This is a genomic window from Fibrobacter sp. UBA3718, from assembly GCF_002371935.1.
GTDB lineage: Bacteria > Fibrobacterota > Fibrobacteria > Fibrobacterales > Fibrobacteraceae > Fibrobacter.
Window position 1 is genome coordinate 126,085 of sequence record NZ_DFHR01000021.1, and the last position, 20,570, is coordinate 146,654.

The window sequence follows — 20,570 nt, forward strand, 5'->3', positions numbered from 1 at the left end:
TTACTTCTTGTAGATGGAATCGCTGACAGTCAGACGCTTGCGGCCCTTGGCACGACGACGGCTCAGGACGGCGCGACCCCAACGGTCTTCCATGCGGGCCATGAAGCCCTGCTTGTTGGCACGCTTACGATTGTGAGGCTGGAAAGTTCTTTTCATGATAAAACCTTTTTAAAATGCAAAATTTTGAGTTCCAAAAATAGCAAAAAATCTGCACAAATCAAGGGCGGGAAGCCGCTTTGGCTCCTTTTTTAACGGCCAGAGAGGATAACTCCCTAGACTTCCCCAACTAATCAACATTTTATTAACATTGTCGAAAAGCGGGCCGGCCTAGCCGACCATGCTTCGGACCTGGTTCCTGCCCCGGGACTTGATACTGTCAAGCAGGTCGTCCACCTTTTTCAGGAGCCTCTCGTGGTCGAATTCGTTGTCGTCACGACAGGAGACGACCCCGCCGCTAATAGTCACGTTCAGGAGGGGGAATTCCTTCCACATGAGAGCGCACACCCTCTCGCGGAACTGGTCCGCCTTCATGAAGGCATCCACATCGGAATCCGAGGACAGCACATAGAGGAAAGTATCCTCCCCATAGCGCGCCGCGCATTCACCCTCCCCCTCGTCGGCCGTGGATTGCAGGAGAACGGAGATGTCGCAGACCACCTTGTCGCCGAAGACATGGCCATAGGCCTCGTTGATATCCCTGAATCCGTCAACGCAGAACATGAACAGGTAGAAGCGGCTCCTATTGTGCCAAACGATATTCTCGAAATACTGGATAACGTAACGGCGGTTGTAGAGCCCCGACAAGGGATCGCGCTTGGAAAGGTAATCGAGTTTTTTTACCAGCGATTCCGTCTTGGCCCTCTCCTTGGTAAAGGCGTTCACGACAAAGGTCCCGATGCAGAAGATGGCAAAGGAGACGATGACGTACGAAAGCACCACGTCAACAGCGTAGATGGACGTCGGCACCACATTCAGGAACTTCCGGATAAGGTCCACGTCCATGAGCGAAACAACCATTACGCCCGCAATCCAGAGCATGACTATCCAGAAGGCAATCCACTTGTGCCGCGCTTTCACCGGCGCCACGGCGTCTACAAGCATGACGGCGCAACAATACATGGGCATGCCGCTCCAGATTCCCCCGCAAAAGAAGAATATGGCCGGGACAAGCAGCAGTCCCACCACATAGAACATCGCCATGTAACCGACATCGTAGCGGCGGCTCCTCACGGAAACAAGGCCTATACCCAGCAGCAAGAGCCCCGAAACGACGCAAGCGAGGGCTCCCCAGACACTCTGGCCCTCAAGATACGTAACCGCAGCGGAGGCGACCGTTACGACGATTTCGACCAGGAACACGATCCAAAAGAGGCACTTTTCGACCGAGTCCTGGGCCTTCCAAAAATCACGAAAAAAAGCAAACATATCTATAACCTTGTCTCCATAATATAAACCGAAAAAAAAGCACCAAAAAATTTTTCTCCTTTTATTATATTTTAAGTTGGAATTAAACAGAATATCCGGGAAGGCATCCATGGAACTCACTCCGCTAGACATCCGCAACCAGACTTTCCACAAGAAATCCCTCGGGGGAATCGACGCCGAGGAGGTAAAAGCCTTCTTGGAAACGGCCGCAAACGCCTTCGAACAACTTTCCAGGAACCGGACGGACCTTACCGAACGGCTGAAAATCGCCGAAGAACGCGTAAACTACTACCGTCAAATCGAGAAGACCATCCAGGACGCCGTCATCACCATGCAGCGCACCGTCGACGAGGTGAAGGCCACTGCCGAAAAAGAAGCCGAACTGATTGTTGCAGAAGCGAAGGCCAGGGCCGTCCGCGAAGTCGAGACCACCAAGAAACAGGCCGAAGACCTCCGCGCCGAAATCGAACAGCTGAAGCAGCTCCGCAGCAACTACTTTATACGTTGCCGCGCCCTCATCCGCGGCCAGGAAGAACTCCTCTCCGCCATGGAAAACGACCAGTCCGACCTCCGGAGCGCCCCCCAGCGTGAACAGCCCAAGCCGGCCAGCGCGCCCCTCGGTCCCGTAGGCAACGTCCTCGCCTAGCCTCCCCGTTCAACACATGCGAGTCAACATCAAGGTCCACGCAAAGAGCAAGCGCGAAAGCGTGACTCCGCAACCCGACGGCACCCTCAAGGTCGAAGTCAAGGCGCCACCCGTCGAGGGCGCCGCGAACGAGGCCATCTGCGAACTGCTCGCCTCCTATTACAAAGTCCACAAGCGCGACGTGAAAGTCGTCATCGGGTCGACCAACAACAAGAAAGTCGTCGAGATTTCCGGGCTATAGATTCCGAAAAGGCCTTTGCCCCGCAAATCCAGGTCACAAAAAAATCCCTCAGGAACACATTCCCGAGGAACTTGATTTTATCTAAGGAAAACTTTTACTTCGTCAAGGTGAACCTGAACGTCTTGCCGCCACGGACAGGCCTTGCAATGAACATGCCTCCATTACGGACAAGTTCCGCCGTCTTCGCCTTGACATCGGATGCGCTTCTAGCTTCGACCTTTCCAAGGAACATGCCGTTCACATCGTAAATGCCGTAAGCGACCGGAGCGTTATCCGCGGCAAACTTCGCGCCCGCAATCGGCGTAGTATCGCCACCGATCGGTTCGGGGTCATCCGCGTCCTTGCCCTTCACGAAGGTGAAGTAGTCCACGTCCATCCAGTCACCGACCACCGTAAAGCGGAGAATATGTTCACCCGCAGGGAGCGTCACGTTCTTCTGCACCTTGTTGTAGTCGTCGTAGTTCTCTTCACCATCGTTTTTGGGGACAGAGATATCGCCCGTGAGCTCGTTGCCATCGAGGGTCATGTTGAAACCGGAAGTCGCATTGGCAGATGCCACAGCGGCAAAGAAGGTGTAGTCACCCGCTTCCTTCACGTTCACCGTGTATTCGAGCCATTCGCCAGCCTGGTTGTAACCCACGATGTAGCCGGTCGCCTTCTTGTAGATATCGACACCCGTGCCTTCGCGGTAGTTGGTCTCGCCGTGATCATCGGAGTCATTTTCGTTGTAGGTCTTGTTTTCCTTGCCGGTACCCGGGATGTCGAAGTTTTCGGCCTCAATCTTGCCCGGCAAATCGATTGCCTTACCCGTGAACGGTTCGCGAGGAACAGGATCGGCAGGAGTGCCCACGCCCACGAGCGTCACGATGCAGTCCTTAAATTCAGAACTACCCGGATCCATGGTGATGGTCACGGAGCCGTTCTTCACTTCGACTTCGCCTTCATACTTGGCGTTCTTTGCCTGGCTCGTCGTGTACACGTGGAACGTTTCCACATCGGCACCCTTCACGTTAACCGTAACGGTCTTGGAATTCTTGTAATCGCGGTTCACGAGCACCACGATGACGGAGTCGCCTTCGGAACTCTTGTAGGCGCTGGCAAACAGGTTCGATTCGGGCTTGTCCGTCGCTCCCACGCGGATTGCACCCGGACGGATAAAGCGGGCGAACTGGCTCATCACGTAGCCGCGCTTCGAGACCTTGCCGATTTCGTTGGACGGTATCTGGAGTTTGTTGCCGAAGTCCTTCTCCATGATGAGGCCGTAGCAACGGCGGATATACCACCAGGTGTACTGATTGAAGTTGCCTACGACCATCGCGCGGTGAATTTCGTAAGCCACGTCCATGGCGTTCACAGTATCGCGCTTGTTCTGGTTCGCCTGGTCACCCGTATTCGTAATCGTACGCCAGTAGTTGCCGCTGCCCTGGCTTTCGGTGTAGTGTTCCGTCATCCAGCGTTCTACGCCCTTCTGGTCTGCCAAAGAATACTGAAAGAAGTTGTCTCCAGTCGTTCTGTCGCTCGCATAGAAGTGTGCACCGAGAATGTCCCAGTTCTTGAGGGCAGAAGCATCGTTCAGTACCTTGTTGTAAAGGTTCTTGTCGTAGCGGAAAGATTCCGTCGAAATCACCTTGGTGCCGTTCTTGCGCATCTGATCGGCGTAGCCCTTGGTGAAGTTGTAGATTTCGTCGGCGCTCCAGCAGGCCCATTCACCGCACCAGTCCGGTTCGTTGCTGATGGAAATTGCATACAAAGGAACGCCCTGATTCTTCATGTAGGCAGTAAAGCTATTCAGGTGATCCACGTACTTCTGGTAGTTCGAGGAAGCCATATGCTGGTTTGCCCCCGCATACGGGGAAGTCCACGGAGTTGCATACAAGATAAAGTCATCGCCAGCGTATTTCTTGGCGTACTTCGCAGCCTGCACTTCCTTGTTGAAGTCGTTGGAGCTTGCATATACGGGAATGCGCAGCGTATTGAGGCCAATCTGGCCATCGCCCGTACCGAATGCAAGCTTGGCATCGGCTTCGGAGAGTCCGCCTCCGCCCTGCCATTGGTTATGGACCATGCCGCCGAAGCCGCGAATGACCTGATGCTCTTCATCCAGGTTCACATTCACGGTCGACGCCATGGCCATCGGTGTCAGGATTCCACAACCAAAAACCCAAGCGGCTGTCCTGACAAGACCTGCAAAAGTCGCAACTTTTTTCATTTTAACACCTTTTTACACCAAAAAATGGCAACATTGCCATCCCTACGCTATAAATTTATCCACAAAAAGCAACTTTTCCCCATGCCGGACAAATTTTTCCATTTACGTTTTGGCAATAAAAAATAGGGAGGGTTTCTCACGGTTCACCCTCCCTAAGACCCTCCCAACGCGCGCATAATCGCCTGGAACAGGGTTTGTGCTTTATGGCATCGGCGATTAAGTGCACGCGCACCTTCGGTGCAGGGGTAAAAAAAGTACCCCGGGACTCGCCTGGGGCACTTTTATGATGCCGAAAAGGCATCACTGGATGTGTGGTGTTTAGGGACTCTTTTATGGTATTACTTTGCCGTATTTACCATGAATTTCTTGTTGCCGGTCAGGGAACGGAGCATGTACACGCCCTGGTTGAAGCCAGCCGCACGAAGGGCCTCGCCAGCAGTCGCGCCGTCCAGGCGGATTTTCCCGACCATAGCGCCCTTCAGGTCGAACACGCGGTAGGTTTCGTACGGTACGGCCTTGAACGCAACACCAGTCTCGATAGCATCCGTGCTAATCGGCTCCGTATCTTCAGCATCCTTGCCTTCGAGGATATTGAAGTAGTCAATATCGAACCAGGAACCGACAACCGTGAGCCTCAGGACATGTTCGCCCGCAGGGAGCTTGATGTTCGCCTTGACCTTGTTGTAATCGTCGTAGTTTTCTTCGCCTTCGGTGGCCGCGGGCACGGTGATTTCTTCGGTAATGTCCGTCCCGTCGAGAGAGAACTTGAAGCTCGAGGTGCTACCGGCAGCGGCAACTGCGGCATAGAGCGTGTAGTCGCCTTCCTTCGCCACATTGATGGTGTATTCAAGCCATTCGCCTTCGGTATTGTAGCCCACGATGATGCCCGTCGCCTTCTTGTACAGGTCTACGCCTGTTCCATCGCGGTAATCGCTATCGCCATGGTTCTCGGAATCGGATTCGTTGTAGGAATCGACATCGCCACCGCGACCCGTACCCGGTTCATCGAAGTTTTCGGCCTCGATCTTGCCCGGTACCGCCCAGGCCTTGCCACCGAACGGCTTCTGCGGTTCCGGCGGAGTCGTGCCGCTGCCTTCAAAGCCCCAGGCCTTGATAGCCATGGTAGAATCCCTGCTGCCCTTAAACACGAGGAACACCTGTTCCACGATTCCCTTGAGGCCAGTGACTTCGCAGGAATTCTCGGCAAAGGTATTCTTGTTACCGGTATTCTTGAGCGTGCAGGTGCCGGCGAGCGTACCTGTCGCAGAACCCGTGTGGATTTCAACCTTGTCGCCATCCGCAGTGCTTGCGGCCTGCACCACGAAACCGGTGGCTGCAGTACCAAAGTCAACGCCACTCACGCGGATCCAGGATTCCTTCGTGGAAAGCGGGAGCAACAGGTGTTCGGCAACCTTGCCCGGAGTCCAGTTGGAACGGCTGCGAATGCCCTTCTGCTTGGAACTCGTGAGTGCCGGGTACCAATCGTACGGGTCAAAGTTTTCGATCTGTTTCGGGCCTTCCTTCGTGAAGGTCAGTTCCTTCATGGTGCCGTCGTTGTTGTAGAAGAACTCATCCACGCTCACGCTACGGTGGTATGCGGGTACCGGATTCGCCTGGCCGTCATCGGCAGGAATCTTTTCCAGACCATCGTAACCGTTCGCAATGCGGCGGTCATGGTAGGCAACGTACCAGTGGCCCTTGAATTCGGCAATGCCATGGTGGTTGTTGTTGTTCGCGTTGATGTTCTGCCCGTTGATGTTCGGGTTACCCATGAATATTCCCTTGTATTCATAGGGACCCATCGGGTTCTTGGACATGCCGTAGGCAATACGCAGGTCTGCCGTACTGTAAGACAGGTAATAGTTGCCCTTGTACTTATGGATGTAAGAAGCTTCCATCGCCTTCGGGCCACCAATCTTCAGGTGAGTCTTGGTGCTCACATCAAAGCCCTTCATGTCCTTGTTGAGCTTGTAGATGTTGAAAATGTCGTTGTTGTTGTTATTTGCCGGGCGGCTATCGCTGCTGCCGCCACCAAACGTGAAGTAGCCCGTACCGTCGTCATCGAAGAAGATTGCCGGGTCAAAGCACCAGCCGATGCCGTCGCAGTCCGAAATACCGCCACCCCAGTTGTTGATGAGCTTCTTGTTGCCCGAAACAGGGTTCGTCCAGGGGCCGGCAATGCTGTCGGCGCCGATGAGGCCAATGCCGCCACCACCGCCATCGGGGAACACGATGTAAAGCCTGTGATCGTTGGGGTTCACTGCAATGCCGGATGCCCAGATATCGCCGATACCGTCAACCTTGCGGGCATCGTAGATAATGCCGAAGTCGGTCCAGTTCTTCATGTCCTTGGTGCGGAAACCGTAGAGGGCCTTGATGTTGTAGCCGTTGGCATTGGCTGCCGCCGGGTCGTCAGAGTCGGTAATGACGTAGAAGTAGGTGTCATCGGCAGCGGCACCCGGGTCGGCGAGGTAATGGTAGCTGGAAATCGGGTTGTCCGCGAGTGCGGATGCAGCCAGGCCGCATACGGCAGCGAGGCCAAATTTTCCCATAAAAGACTTCTTCATTTTACACATCCCTATGTTAAAACGGCAAAATTGCCCTTTCTTGACTATAATCTACCTCCGAAAATGGCGTTTTTCCTACCCACGAGCAGACTTCTCATTGACTATTTATCAATAACAACTAGGGAGGGGAGCGCAAAAAAAAGCGCCCCGGGACTAATCCCGAGGAGCTTTATGACGCCGTAAAGGCGCCGGTCTGGATGTGTGGTGTTTAGGGACTCTTTTAGGCTTTTTTCGGGCTTATTCTGCAACCCTCGCCATAAACTTCTTTTCGCCGCGCAGGGAGCGGAGCATGTACATGCCCTTGCTGAACCCGGCCGCACGGAGCGCATCGCCCACATGTGCACCATCGAGATTCACCGTACCCACCTGTTTGCCCTTCAGGTCGAACACGCGGTAGGTGTAAGACCCGAACGAGTTGAACTGAGCGACGGTCTTGATCGCGGTAGTACCTTCGAGCGGGTCGGAATCTTCGGCATCCTTGCCCGCGACGAAGTTGATGTAGTCGATATCCATCCAGTCGCCGGTAACGGTAAACCGGAGGATATGTTCGCCCGCGGGGAGCTTCACGTTGGCAGAAACCTTGTTGTAGTCATCATAGTTCTCTTCGCCGGAACTTGCCTGCGGGACGGCAATCGCATCGGTGATGTTCTCGCCATCGATAGAAAGCTGGAATCCGGAAGTGCTATTGGCAGAAGCGACGGCGGCAAACATGGTGTAGTCACCCGCTTCCTTCACGTTCACGGTATATTCGAGCCATTCGCCGGCCTGGTTGTAACCCACGACATAACCCGTAGCCTTCTTGTAGATATCGACGCCGGTGCCTTCGCGGTAACTCTTGCCACCATTGCTTTCGGCGCCATGGTCATCAGAATCATTGTCACTGTAGGAATCGACACCCGCACCGCGGCCCGTACCCGGTTCGTCAAAGTTTTCCATCTCGATCTTGCCGGGGATAGCCCAGGCCGTGCCACCGAACGGTTTCTGCGGTTCCGGAGGCGTGGTGCCACTGCCCTCGAAGCCCCATGCCTTCACGTACATGGTAGAATCCTGGTTACCCTTGAACACGAGGAACAGCTGGTTCACGATGCCCTTGAGGCCAGAAACTTCGCACTTGTTTTCGGCATAGGTATTCTTGTTGCCGGTATTCTTGAGCGTGCAGGTGCCTGCGAGCGTACCCGTCGCAGAACCCGTGCGGATTTCAATCTTGTTGCCGTCAGCAGCACTCGAAGCCTCGACAGTAAAGCCCGTTGCCGCGGTACCGAAGTCCACGCCACTTACGCGGATCCAGGATTCCTTGCTGGAAAGCGGAATCAGCACGTGTTCGGCCTTCTTGCCCTGCACAAAGTTGGAACGGCTGCGGATGCCCTTCTGCTTGGAACTCGTGAGCGCCGGATACCAGTCGTACGGGTCGAAGTTCTCGATCTGCTTCGGGCCTTCGTCCGTCACCTTCACCGTCTGAATCGTACCGTCGTTGTTGTAGAACATTTCGTCTACAGAAACGCTACGGTGGTAACCTTCGTTCGGCTTCGGCTGACCGTCATCGGCCGGAATAATTTCAAGTCCGTTATGGCCCTTGGCAATACGGCGGTCATGATAGACAACGTAAGAATGGCCCTTGAATTCGGCAATACCGTGGTGGTTGTTGTTGCCGTTGATGCTGCGGCCGTTCATACTCGGGTCGCCGAGAATGGTTCCCTTCCAGGTGTACGGTCCCATGACGTTGTTCGACATGCCGTAGTCGATGGTAGGCGCACCCTGCTGCCAGCCGGTACTGTAAGAGAAGTAGTAATTGCCCTTGTGCTTGTGGATGTAGGACGCTTCGAGCATCTTACGGGTCGGGAGGTTGTTTACCTTCACGTGGCTGCCGTTACCCACCGGAGCATCCTTCGCATCGTTCAGCTTGACAATATCAAAGTTGTCGGTATTCGGGCGGCTGTTGCTTTCGCCACCGCCCCATGTGACGTAGGTCGTGCCGTCGTCATCGATAAAGATGCCCGGGTCAAAGCACCACGAGACGCCATCGCAACCGATGATGCCGCGGCCGCCCACCAGTTTGTCCTTGCCCTGGCCCACGGCGTTTGTCCACGGGCCGTCAATTGCAGGAGCCTTGATGTAGCCGATACCGCCGCCACCGCCATCGGGGAACACGATGTAGAACGTGCCATTGTGCACGGCGATGCCGGAAGCCCAAATGTCGTTAATGCCGTTCACCTTGCGGGCATCGTAAATAATGCCGTAGTCAGTCCAGTTCTGCATATCCTTGCTGCGGAATGCATAGAGGGCGTAAATCTTGTAACCATTGGAATTGTACGGAGCCGGGTCATCGGAGTCCGTGATGATGTAGAAATATTCGTCGTCGGCAGCGGCACCGGGGTCGGCCAGGTAGTGATAGGTAGAAATCGGGTTATCTGCAAGCGCAGAGGCCGCGAGGCAGCACACAGCAGCCAGACCAAGCTTTCCCTTGGAAATCTTCTTCATTTTATACATCCCATATTCAACCGCGACACCGCAGTCTAACCACCCTATAATTTACCATCCCCGCAAGCATTTTTAACAACATTCAAAACAAATTCCATTGACGTTTTGTCCATACGCAAGCCCCCGGCATAAAACCGGGGGCTGATTGCGAGAGAGAAGCTAGAAACTCATTACAGAAGGTCGAACGAGCGGGAATCTACTCCACGCGGGCCATGAACTTGTTGCTGCCGTCCACCTGCTTGAGCATGTAGGCGCCCTGCCTGTAGCCCGCAGCCTTCAGGACGCGGGAGGCGTTCTTGCCGGCAAGTTCCACCTTGCCGAGCATCTTGCCCGAAAGGTCGAACACGCGGTAATAGGCGGAGCTGCTCACATGGAACTTGAGGCCTTCCGAAAGCGCGGTGGTGCCGATCGGTTCCGGGTCGGTCGCATTCTTGCCTTCCACGAAGGTGAAGTAGTCCACGTCGAACCAGTCGCCGGTCACCGTCATGCGGAGGATATGCTTGCCCGCGGTCAGCGAAACGTTCGCCTGCACCTTGGCGTAGTCGTCGAACGAGCCTTCGACTTCCGTCTTCGAGGCGAGAATCGTCTCGGTAATATCTTCCCCGTCAACAGACATCACGAAGCCTGCATTCTGGTTGTCGGTCGCAACGGCGGCAAAGAACGTGTAGTCGCCCGTCTTCGCGACATCGACCGTGTATTCGAGCCATTCACCCGACTGGTTGTAACCCACGATAATCCCGGTCGCATTCGCGTAAAGGTCAACAGACGGAGCATCGTCCTTGCGGTAGTTGACCTTCGCGGAATCAGCAGCACTCTTCGCCTTTTCGAAACCGTGGTTCTCGGAATCGTTGTCGCTGTACGAATCGTTGCCCGCGCCGTAACCCGGCACGTCGAAGTCTTCGGCCTGGATCTTGCCCGGGATTGCCCACACCTTGCCGCCGAACGGCTGCTGCGGTTCGGGCTCGCGCTTGGTGCCCTGGAATTCCCATTCGAGAACGCCCATGGTAGAATCCTTGCCATTATTCTTGAACACGAAGAACAGCTGGTCCACAACGCCGGTAAGGCCCGTCATGGCACAGTCATTGTCCGTGAAAGTCATGTTGTTGCTGGTCTTTGCCAGTTCGCAAGTACCGGCAAGCGTACCGGTAGCACTGCCCTTGTGAATTTCAATCTTGTTGCCGTCGCCCACGTTCGCGGCCTTGATGCGGAGGTTCTCGGCACCGTTACCGAAATCCACGCCACTCACGCGGATCCAGGATTCGCTACGGCTCGTGAGCGGCAAGAGCACGTGCTTGACCGGCTGGCCCTTGGTCCAGTCCGTGCGGCTGCGGATATTCATCTGCTTGGAGCTCGTGGTCGCCTTGTAGGTCCTGTACGGGTCAAAGTTCTTGATCTGCTTCGGGCCTTCGCGGGTGAAGGTGAGCTTGTTCATCTTGTCGCCATTCCAGGTGAGTTCGTCAATGGACACGCTTCTGTGGTTTTCGTAGTTCGGGTTTTCGGAACGCACGCCAGCCTGAGTCGTTGCGGCCGGATGGTTGTCGGAAGTCACCAGGCGACGGTCATGGTAAACCGCATACCACTTGTCCTTGAACGGAGCAAAACCATGGTGGTTGTTGCCGCCTTCGCCGTGAGCGTCGGGCACAGAACCGATGCCCGGAATGACCTGCCCCACATAGTTGTAGGGACCCATGATCTTGTTGGACGTACCGTAATCAATAATCTGGCTACGGTTGTTGAAACTCAAGTAATAGGTGCTTCCCTTCTTGTGCAGGTACGGCGCCTCGAAAGAATTCGGCAACTGGACACGCGTAAGGGAATTCTTGTCCATGGTAATCTTGCCGTTGCTTTCGGTAAACTTGATAATGTCGAAGTTGTTACCGTAAGGACGCTGATTGCTTTCGCCACCGCCAAAAATCACGTAGCCCGTGCCGTCGTCATCGAAGAAAATGCCCGGGTCAAAGCAGTGCGCGATACCGTCACAGCCGCCAATAACGCTGTTGTTGCCGCCGGCAATCCTGTTCACGCCATGAGACGCCTGAATCGGGTCTGTATAGGGGCCATCGATTGCCGGGGCGGTAATCATGCCCACGCCGCTCGCTCCATCGGGGTAAACGATATAGACCTTACCGTTCTTGACGGCAATGCCCGAGGCCCAGGTGTTGTTCGGATAGTTGCCGAATTCGCGCCTGGAGCGGAAAATCATGCCGTGGTCGGTCCAGTTCTTCATGTCTTCGGAAGTGAAGGCGTAAAGGCCGACAATATCGTAGTTCCAGTTCGTCTGGTTGTTGTAGTCGTCCACATCGGTCAAGATGTAGAAGGTATCACCATCGGAGGCGCAAGAAGGGTCCGCCAGATAGTGGTAAGAGGAAATCGGATTGTCGGCAAGGCCGAAGGTTGCAAGACCTGCCCCAAGACACAGCGCGCCCACGCTTTTCCACACACTCATATCAACTCCTTTTTGGGGAAAGCCCGCACCATAATCCAAACAGTGCAGCCATCCCATACACTTATAAAATACCTTTGCAAATAGAAATCGGAGCCCCGCCGAACGCAGAACTCATTGACAAATTGTCAAAAGAAAGCCCGACGCACATTCGCACGTCGGGCATCTCCTGATAAAAAAGCTCTATCAATCTTCCGGTTTCACGGGCACAAACTTGCTGTAGCCGTAGACCTCGATATCATCGATCCAGAACTCGCCGCCGGTGCCACCGAAGATGGAGATATCGGTAATGTTATGCTTCACCGCATCCCAGCCAAGGTTACCACCGATATTGTTGCTGTCGGCCTCAAGGAAGCCTGCGGGAGTCACCACGTAGCGGTTCCAAACAGTGTCCACATCCAGGTGCACCCAAGCCTTGCCACTTTCCAGTTCGGACGTGCTGTCGACATTCAGGTCAAGCGAGAAGGAGATATAAGGCGACTTGTCGGAATCAGTCGGAACACTGGCCCGCGCCCAGAACACGATGGAATCGAGATTGCTCATATCGACCATGCCGCCAAGGGCACGGCCCATCAGCACCCAGTTGTATGCGGAATCATTTACACATGTGAAATGCGCAGCCTTGCCATCCCGGCCAAGGCCGGCATCCACAATTTCAATGCTTCCATCCGCATCTTCCGAATGCTGGACCTTCCATGCATCAATTTTCCCTTCGAAATCCTCAAAGACAAACGACGGGAGAGAATCGTGCGGCCGCACGTCAATGACAATAACGTTTTCCCGACCTGCAGTAACGGTCGCTACCGTAGATCCGAGCTTGCGCACGACCTTGACCTTGCCCTTCTTGCCCTTCTCGTCGACCACCGAGCTGTCCGACTGGACATAGGCGACCATCTCGAAGAAGCCCGCCGGGAGCGATTCGAACTCGAAATTGCCCATGCCATCGGCGGTGACGCTATAATCGAGGCCCTGAACCGCCACTGTCACTTCGGATGCGTCCGCGTCGTCTTCGACAATCACCTGTCCGGAAACGGCACCGGGCTTACCCAGGTGCAAGGACACACGGCCACCGTCAGTCTGCCACGACCTGTAGTTGAACTTGGACGCGCCCTTCAGGGAATCATTCCTGGCTTCGACGATATAGCTGCCATAGCCAAGGTTGTTCAGGATGAGGGTTCCAGTCGAATCCGTCTCGAAGTTCATGTTTTCTTCCACAAAGGAACCTTCAACGGAATCGGCCCCGGACAGGTAGCTGTCGGGACGAACAATAACGCTTACGCGCGCCGCGGGAGTCCCATCGGCAAGCTGTACAGAAAGCGCTATAGAATTTTCTGTTTCAAGCGAAGAACCGGCGAGATCGTCTCCCGATCCGCCAGTACATGCGGCAAGGATTCCACCCAGTGCCGCTATCCCAAATTTCCACACCCTGCACATCATTTTTTATCTCCTGCGCCTTCCCCCATTATAGCATTTTCAGGAAAGCCCCCTTTTCGGGCAACCGGGTAAAATGCCATTGAAAGTTGCATAACGCGGTCGGAATTCTTGGATTCGTCAACCCGTTTCTGCACTAACCTGCGGAATTCCCTCAACATATCGCCCAAATCCTCGAAGCAGGACTGGTCCACGGAGAGAGTGAGTGTGGATACGTTGCGTTCGGAAACGGGAACGTTATCCAGGGAATCGCTGGCAAGCGCGAGCACCTGCCGCTGGAAGTTGCGGACCGCCTTGGCCTTTTCGGGACCGCCCACCGTGAGGTGCGCATCCGTAAGCGCCAATCTGCCGCTCGCGAGTTTCTTTACGAGTCCAACTTCCTTCAAAATCTCGATAGCCTCGTTGACCTGGTCCTCCGTAATCGGGGGGCAGATGTCCTTCGCTATCTGCTTCACGTTCACCACGCCGCCGTTCAAATCCAGGTAGGCGCGCACGGCGGGAATCCACCAGTTCTCGAGCAGCTTGAGTTCGGCCGCCTGGAGACTATGGCGTTCCACGTCGCGAAGGGAAAGCGCCTTCGCCATCAATTCTTCTTTCTTAGCCTTGTCCTTGCTTACCGCAGCCGAGAACAGCAGGTCGAAGTATTCGGCCTCGCGACCGCTCAGCGCCAGAATTTCCTTGGCAGCCTGCAACGCATGGGCGGGAAGGTGCTGTTTCTTCTGCAGCACACGGTAGAGGTAGCTGGAATCGAGTCCCAGCTTGTCGCCCATCATGCGGTAGCTGTAGAAGGGCATCTCCGCCTTGCGGCGTTCGTAGTAGTCCTTCAAGAAGTCGCGGTAGTCCGCTATGTCCGAAAAAGTAACCATCAACTATAAAATACCTATTGCAAGGTAGAAAAATTTACATTCCTATCCATCTTTCATTGACTTTTTGTCCACAACCGATATGACATTCGTCACAAAAAGCGCCCAAAAACCCGCTTTTCGAGGCATTTCGCCCCATTTTTTCGTTTTTTCGCCATAGACACGCCGGCTTTCCCTCTTTTTTCTAATATGTAAAAATAAACCATTTTTTTGCAACCTGCGACATTCCGCATACATCAAAATAAGGTATGAACGACAAAGTGATTCTCCAACACCTGAAGGAAGGCAGCCGTGAAGCCCTGGCCATGCTATGGCAGGACCAGAGCGGCAACGTACTGAATCTCGCCTTCAGGATGCTGAAGGACCGCGACCAGGCCGAAGACATCCTCATGGACGTGTTCGTACAGGTACCGAAGGCCGTGCAAGGGTTCCGCGGGCAGGCTGCGCTCAACACATGGCTCTACAGGCTCACCGTAAACGCATGCCTCATGAAGCTGCGCGCACAGAAGCGCCACCGCGATCTCGAAGAAGAGAAGCTCGGCACCATCATCGAGGAGGCCATCGGCAAGCCGGACCCGCAAGACGAAAGCTATGACGCCGAGCTCCTGGAAAAGGGGCTCTCGCAGCTGCCGGCAGAAACGCGCAGCATGCTCTGGCTCAAGGACGCCGAGGATCTCGACGTGAAGGACCTCGCCGAGATCTACGAAATGCCTGAAGGCACCATCAAGGCGAGGCTGAGTCGCGCAAGGCACTTCGTAAGGGACTTTGTAAAGGAACGTATAAAGGAGCGTAAGAATCATGGCTGACAAACTTGACTTCTCCAAGTTCGAAAGGCTTGCCCCCAGGGAAGATTCCTGGGCCAAAGTCTGCGAGCGACTGGACGCGGAAGCGGACGCCGTTTCTGCATCCAAGTTCATTTCCATCAAGAGCTGGTACAGCGCCATCCCGATAGCCGCAAGCCTTGTGCTTATAGGCCTCACAGCGCTTCTTCCCGCCATCAGCAACCAGGCCGAATCTACCGATATCGTCGCCATCGATCGTTCGGCCCCGTCCGAAGTCCTGAGCTGGTATTCCAGCTTGGGCAACTCGACTAGCGACGAGTTCGAAACTTTCGAGGAAACGGTCGGCTTCAGCTATTTAACCAAGGAGTAATACCATGAAAGGATCCAAACTTTTCATCGCAAGCCTTGTCGTGCTTGCTCTTTCCCTCGGGTTCTTCCTGGGGAACTTCTGCGGCAGGTGCAACACTTGCTGCAACAAGGCCGAAACATTCCAGTGCGAACGCCACGGAAAGATGCCGCCTCCCGGACCGCACCACCACGGCGACTTCCACAAGGGGCCGCACGAACATCATGGTGATTTTGGCAAGAGACCCGACGGGCCCAGGTTCAAAGGCCGCATGAATCCGGCAGTCATCGATTCCGTACTGGAAGTGACCCCGGAACAGAAAGCCGCTCTCGACGCCAACCGTGCGAAGGGAGACTCTATCTTCAGGGAACTGAGGACTCAGAAGCACGACGCCGAAAAAGCACTTGGCGAAGCCCTCGAAAAGAATGACGCCGCTGCCATCGAAGCGGCAAAGGCAAAAGTCCTCGACGCGGACAGATCCCTGCTCGAGCACCGCATCAACGGAGTCGCCGCGCTCGGCAAGGTTCTCTCCCAGGAACAGCTCGAAAAGTTCAACAAGTTCCGCAAGGAACAGATGAAAAAGTTCCGCGAAGAGCGCAAGGAACGGCGCCACGGCGACAACCCGCCTCCCCCGGCAAAACCGTAGCGCACCACATAGCCGAATCCATTTCCGGCAAGCAACAAAAGCCTCGGCAGTACCCGCCGGGGCCTTATTTTATAAGAAACACGAAGAGCGATCCGCTATTCGAGGGTCAGAATGTCGCTGAATCCGGTCACGTCGAAAATTTCGCGGATTTCCGGACCCGCATTCTTGATGACCATGGAGCCCTGCTTGTTCATGACCTTCTGGGCCGCAAGCAGAATGCGGAGGCCCGCCGAAGAAATGTAGGCGAGCTTTGCGAAATCGAACACGAGGCTCGTGATACCGTCCAGCTTTCCCTGGATCTCGGCATCGAGCTGGGACGACGTCAGCGTATCCAGGCGCCCTTCGAGAGCGAGAGTCAGGGTTGCGTCTTGCTGTGTTTTGACTATCTGCATGATAACCTCACTAAGTTGTTGCCGTTTAAAGTTTCTTTGTAATGGTGAGAATGTTCTTGCTTCCATCGCGACGGTAAGCCACATCGTCCATCGTCTTCTTCACGATGAACAATCCAAGCCCGCCGATGCTGCGTTCCTCTGCCGAGAGCGTCACATCGGGTTCCTTCGCGCTAGTCGGATCGTACGGGCTTCCGCCATCGATAAAGCTGAGACGCGCCATCAGGTGGGACTTGCATGTCTCGACCGTCAACGTCACCTGGTTCGCGCCCGAGAACTTGACGATATTGCTGAAGATTTCGTCAATAGCGACATCGATCTGCATCTGCGACTTCATGGAGCCACCCAAAGGTTCGAGCACCTGTTCCACGAACTGCGTCAGGGAAGGCTGGTTTTCGAGTTTCGCATCCACGACAATTTCGTGCTTTTCCCACTCGTTATCCTTGGAACCGATGAACTGCACCGCAAGCATGGTAATGTCATCGAACTGCGGAGCGCCGTTCACGAATTCATCGATACGTTCCTTCACGAAATGGCATGCACCGACAGGAGGACGGTTGCCGCTTTCCGAAAGGGCCTTCTGCAGTCCCACCGTTCCGAACATCACTTCCTCGGCATTCGTCGCCTCGGTTACGCCGTCGGTGTAAAGGAACAGCATGTCGCCCGGAGCAAGGTCCAAAGACTGCTGCTTGTAGGTCGTCTTTTCGTCGGCTGCGAGCACGAGTCCCGACTTGCTCTTCACATATTCCACGGTCCCGTCCTTGTGGCGGATCGCCGGAGGGTTATGCCCAGCCGATGCAAAGTCCACATGGCCGGTACGCAAGTCCAGGATTCCCATCCACGCGGTCACGAACATGACGGACTTGTTCCGTCGCGCCAGCTCGTAGTTCGTCTCCTCGAGGATTTCCGTAACCGACCGGAGATGCATGGCCACGGTGCGGATTACGATGCGGGACACCATCATGAGCAACGCCGCCGGGACACTCTTGCCCGAAGCGTCGCCCACCACAACGGCGAGGTGATCCTCGTCAATCTTGAAGAAATCGTAGAAGTCGCCGCCTACTTCCTTCGCAGGCTGCATGAACGGGGCCAGCGAATGCCGGCTGTCGCAGCAGTTTTCTTCGGATTCGTCTTTCGGGAGGATTCCCATCTGGATGCTGTGGGCGAATTCGAGTTCGCGTTCGATACGGTCGAGCCCTTTCTGCTTGTCGACAAATTCCTTTAGCGAAGAACGCATGTCGACAAACGCATCCGCAAGCTGCGAGATTTCGTCTTTGCCCTTGACTTCGGGAATCTCGGTATCAAAATCGCCATGGCCCAGCTTCTCGGCGGCGGCCGCCAACGTTTTTAGCGGACGCGAGACGCGGAAGGTGATAACGAGGATTATGACGAGCATGATCAAATAGCCACCGGCACTAATCCACGCAAACACATGGTTCACGGAGCGCTGCTCTTCGAGGAAGGATTCGGCAGGCCACACGATCATGAATGTCCAGTCAATCGTTTCCATCGCCGTGAAATAGATGGCCGCCTCGTCGCCTTCGAACGAGGAACCCAGGAACAGCCCGCTCTTCATGCTGCTCACCGCCTTCTCGAATTCGTCGAACCGCTTGCGCGATGCGCTCTTCGAGATGGAACCAAAATTTTCCTTGAAAGTGATTTCGTCCTTCGGATGCGCGATTACCATATTGCTTGCCGAGAGTACGACCGCATAGCCGTTGTTCGAGACGGGAATGCTCGCCACCATGTCCTTGAGGAATGCGATGGAAATGTCGACGCAGAGGACACCCGCAAACTGCTTCTGGCCCGACGCGGATGTGCTGAAAATCGGAGTCGTGTAGATGACGATGGGTTCCTTGATAAACTGGCCGATGAACGGTTCCTGCCAGATTCCCTTCATGCTATCGCGGGTGCTCGTATACCAGGTCGTCTCCTGGTAATTGCCGCCGTCCGTAATGACATTCCCGTTTTCCGTGTAATGCGCGAGCCGCATGTATTCACCTTCGGGAGCACCCTTAGGAGCCATGCCCGGTTCATAGGCGACAACCACCGCCAGCACCTGGGGCACCGTCGCGCGCACGCCCGAAAGCGACCTCAGCAAGAAGTCGTCGAGTTCGGTTCCTGCAAGTTGCTGGTCGCCAATCTTCACCGCCAGTTCCTCGCCGAAGTTTCGACAAGAACCGAACAGGTTGTTTATGACGGCCACGTTCGCGCGGCTGATTTCTTCGCCCTTCTGCAATAGCAGACGCGACATGCGCTCCTGAATCTGCGAGCTTCCGAAACCGAACAGGGCCGCGAACACGACGCTGATTCCCAAGAGAATCATCGCCGACTGCTTGAACGCCAACCCATGAAAATTAATCTTCATTTCCAAACCTCAAAGGAATCAACTATTCGCCGCTTCCATAAAAGCTAGTTTTTTCGCTCTGCCGTAAAGGTGTTCCGCCCTGCTGCGGTTGACTTCGGACGGGCCATTCAGTTCGTCCAGGCAGCGCGTCAGCTCGAGAACTCCGCCGCCGCGTTTGAGGACGTGGACCGCACAGAGGTTCACCACCGCAAGCGAAGAGTTGATGATATCGAGATCCGTATTGGCAAGCTGGAACGCTGCCAGCTGGTAAGCATCCTCGGAATTTTCCTTTATCATTTTTTCGATATCCCCCAGGGTCTTGAAGCCGAGGAACAGGAAAAGTTTCAGATACCCGACCAGCGAAGTCTCATGGATTTCGGCCTGGTTGATAGACGCAATGCGATTGTTCAAGGAATCGAACGGCCGCAGTTCCAGGTAGTTGCCAAAGGAATCCCCGTCCAGCGGCACCTCGTCAAATTTTCCGGAACGCACCAGCGACTGAACATGGCGCCTGTAGTTGTTGATCCCCGTACGGATAGCGCAGAACTGTTCGTCCGCAAGTTCGAGCATTCCCGCAAGGCGGTTTATGTTGCGCAGGTATTCCTTGGGCACTTCGAACCCGGACTTGTAGCCCGTATCGTGGTCGAGCACCGACCACACATGTTGCAGCGCAGTTCGCATCTGGACTTCGAAGCGGATATCGTTCAGCTCGGGGTATGCGGGATCTTCAAAGAGCGCCCTTGGAACGCGGCATATGTAATGGAGCGAGCTGTAGCCAAAGCTGTGGATGTCGTGCATCTTGCGCTTGTCGATGCTGTTTTCCCAGTCGATTTCGAAAATCTCTCCCACGAGAGCTGCAATCTTGTCGACCTCGTCGCTGTAGAACGTGATGACGCGGACGCCCAGTATGTCGGTAAGGTCCGAAAGGCTAGAATACTTTCCCGCCTTGCGTTCGAGCTTGCCCGCGAGACTGTCTTCCGCCTTGATTCTCGCTTCGAGCGCATTGATGTAGATGCTGTTGGAGGCGATACTTTCCGAAAGAATGTTTTTCACCACCTGCAAAAGCTTTTCGAATGTCGCATGTTTTTCGCGGTATTCTTCGAGAATCATGGTCTCCCTGGGAGGAAGCCCGTAATCGGCCACATCTTTCTTTTCCATCATACGCCTCCAAAAACTTTTTCGATTGTCCCGGTAAACTCCTTATAGGCAAAGGTCGCGTCGAGACTCGAAAGCGCACGGGCGAGCCCGCGGAAATGCCATTCGTGCGAAGCCTTGTCCTTGACGCAGAACAGGTCCCACACCTTGTCGCCAATGGCTTGGTAGTCGCGGTAAATGGCACGGATATTGCTCAACTTGTCGGCGAGCGCAACGATTTTCACGTCGTTTGCAGCCGTCGAGAGACGGTCGATAGCCTCTTCCTTGCGGAGCCTCCAGCTTTCCTCGCGGCTCTTGCCCGGAAATTCCACGTCCGATTCCGCCTCGACAAGGCTTGCGACGCGCTTGCCGAATTCGCGTTCGATTTCCCGGAACGTGACCGCGGTATCTTCGACAGTATCGTGCAGGACCGCTGCGGCCAGGAGTTCCTGGTCGTTAGTCATGGTAGCGGCAATGGAGACGGCCTCCAGCGGATGGACAATGTAGGGAAACCCCTTGCCCTTGCGTTCAACGCCCTGGTGAGCCTTTACGGCAAAAACAATCGCCTTGTCAAGTAATGAAGTATCCATGTTCATAATGTAATAAAATTTCTATATTTAGCT

At 54.8% G+C, this 20,570-nt stretch carries 17 protein-coding genes; 5 read left to right on the top strand and 12 right to left on the bottom strand.

What is annotated here, in order from left to right; genetic code table 11:
- Positions 1-156: a 50S ribosomal protein L34 gene (gene rpmH / locus B4A77_RS08090; protein ID WP_173366331.1), complete on the bottom strand. Its 156-nt coding sequence runs from the start codon at positions 154-156 to the stop codon at positions 1-3.
- A gap of 171 nt (positions 157-327) precedes the next feature.
- Positions 328-1,425 (bottom strand): GGDEF domain-containing protein, encoded by a 1,098-nt coding sequence (locus B4A77_RS08095; protein WP_290739807.1) that lies wholly within the window; start codon positions 1,423-1,425, stop codon positions 328-330.
- Positions 1,426-1,534: 109 nt separating this feature from the next.
- Here B4A77_RS08095 and B4A77_RS08100 point away from each other — a divergent pair, with 109 nt between their 5' ends.
- Together B4A77_RS08100 and B4A77_RS08105 are read left to right on the top strand one after the other, a co-directional pair.
- Complete coding sequence (locus B4A77_RS08100; protein ID WP_173382193.1) at positions 1,535-2,071, top strand: DivIVA domain-containing protein; 537 nt, start codon at positions 1,535-1,537, stop codon at positions 2,069-2,071.
- A 16-nt stretch (positions 2,072-2,087) separates the two neighbouring features.
- Positions 2,088-2,312, top strand: a complete 225-nt coding sequence (locus B4A77_RS08105; protein WP_173382192.1) for a DUF167 domain-containing protein — start codon at positions 2,088-2,090, stop codon at positions 2,310-2,312.
- Between the two features lie 94 nt (positions 2,313-2,406).
- On the opposite strand, the gene B4A77_RS08110 is transcribed toward B4A77_RS08105, so the two are convergent.
- From B4A77_RS08110 to B4A77_RS08135, 6 genes are all read right to left on the bottom strand, one after another.
- Positions 2,407-4,521: a carbohydrate-binding protein gene (locus tag B4A77_RS08110; RefSeq protein WP_290728389.1), complete on the bottom strand. Its 2,115-nt coding sequence runs from the start codon at positions 4,519-4,521 to the stop codon at positions 2,407-2,409.
- 338 nt (positions 4,522-4,859) lie between these two features.
- Positions 4,860-7,088: a carbohydrate-binding protein gene (locus tag B4A77_RS08115; protein ID WP_290739810.1), complete on the bottom strand. Its 2,229-nt coding sequence runs from the start codon at positions 7,086-7,088 to the stop codon at positions 4,860-4,862.
- Positions 7,089-7,325: 237 nt separating this feature from the next.
- Positions 7,326-9,566: a carbohydrate-binding protein gene (locus B4A77_RS08120; RefSeq protein WP_290739813.1), complete on the bottom strand. Its 2,241-nt coding sequence runs from the start codon at positions 9,564-9,566 to the stop codon at positions 7,326-7,328.
- Between the two features lie 196 nt (positions 9,567-9,762).
- Entirely contained in the window at positions 9,763-12,012 is a 2,250-nt protein-coding gene (locus B4A77_RS08125; RefSeq protein WP_290739816.1) for a family 43 glycosylhydrolase, read from the bottom strand.
- A 183-nt stretch (positions 12,013-12,195) separates the two neighbouring features.
- On the bottom strand, positions 12,196-13,446 hold the full coding sequence (locus tag B4A77_RS08130; RefSeq protein WP_290739819.1) for a hypothetical protein: 1,251 nt from the start codon (positions 13,444-13,446) through the stop codon (positions 12,196-12,198).
- Entirely contained in the window at positions 13,443-14,306 is an 864-nt protein-coding gene (locus B4A77_RS08135; RefSeq protein WP_173366538.1) for a DUF4423 domain-containing protein, read from the bottom strand. Before B4A77_RS08135 ends, B4A77_RS08130 begins: the two co-directional genes overlap by 4 nt.
- 245 nt (positions 14,307-14,551) lie before the next feature.
- Here B4A77_RS08135 and B4A77_RS08140 point away from each other — a divergent pair, with 245 nt between their 5' ends.
- Genes B4A77_RS08140 through B4A77_RS08150 form a run of 3 tightly spaced genes read left to right on the top strand, consistent with a single transcriptional unit; the run spans position 14,552 to position 16,077 of the window.
- Positions 14,552-15,109, top strand: a complete 558-nt coding sequence (locus B4A77_RS08140; RefSeq protein ID WP_173382189.1) for an RNA polymerase sigma factor — start codon at positions 14,552-14,554, stop codon at positions 15,107-15,109.
- Positions 15,102-15,455 (top strand): hypothetical protein, encoded by a 354-nt coding sequence (locus B4A77_RS08145; RefSeq protein ID WP_173366540.1) that lies wholly within the window; start codon positions 15,102-15,104, stop codon positions 15,453-15,455. The genes B4A77_RS08140 and B4A77_RS08145 overlap by 8 nt, the downstream gene beginning before the upstream one ends.
- A gap of 4 nt (positions 15,456-15,459) precedes the next feature.
- Positions 15,460-16,077 (top strand): hypothetical protein, encoded by a 618-nt coding sequence (locus B4A77_RS08150; protein WP_173366541.1) that lies wholly within the window; start codon positions 15,460-15,462, stop codon positions 16,075-16,077.
- A 95-nt stretch (positions 16,078-16,172) separates the two neighbouring features.
- Here the strand turns inward: B4A77_RS08150 and B4A77_RS08155 are convergent, their stop codons facing one another.
- From B4A77_RS08155 to B4A77_RS08170, 4 genes are read right to left on the bottom strand one after another with little or no spacing between them, the layout of a single operon-like run.
- On the bottom strand, positions 16,173-16,469 hold the full coding sequence (locus B4A77_RS08155; RefSeq protein ID WP_173366542.1) for an STAS domain-containing protein: 297 nt from the start codon (positions 16,467-16,469) through the stop codon (positions 16,173-16,175).
- A 25-nt stretch (positions 16,470-16,494) separates the two neighbouring features.
- Positions 16,495-18,834 (bottom strand): SpoIIE family protein phosphatase, encoded by a 2,340-nt coding sequence (locus tag B4A77_RS08160; RefSeq protein ID WP_290739822.1) that lies wholly within the window; start codon positions 18,832-18,834, stop codon positions 16,495-16,497.
- An 18-nt stretch (positions 18,835-18,852) separates the two neighbouring features.
- Positions 18,853-19,971: a GTP pyrophosphokinase gene (locus B4A77_RS08165; protein ID WP_290739825.1), complete on the bottom strand. Its 1,119-nt coding sequence runs from the start codon at positions 19,969-19,971 to the stop codon at positions 18,853-18,855.
- Complete coding sequence (locus B4A77_RS08170; protein ID WP_290725800.1) at positions 19,971-20,537, bottom strand: HD domain-containing protein; 567 nt, start codon at positions 20,535-20,537, stop codon at positions 19,971-19,973. The genes B4A77_RS08165 and B4A77_RS08170 overlap by 1 nt, the downstream gene beginning before the upstream one ends.
- Positions 20,538-20,570: the final 33 nt, after the last annotated feature.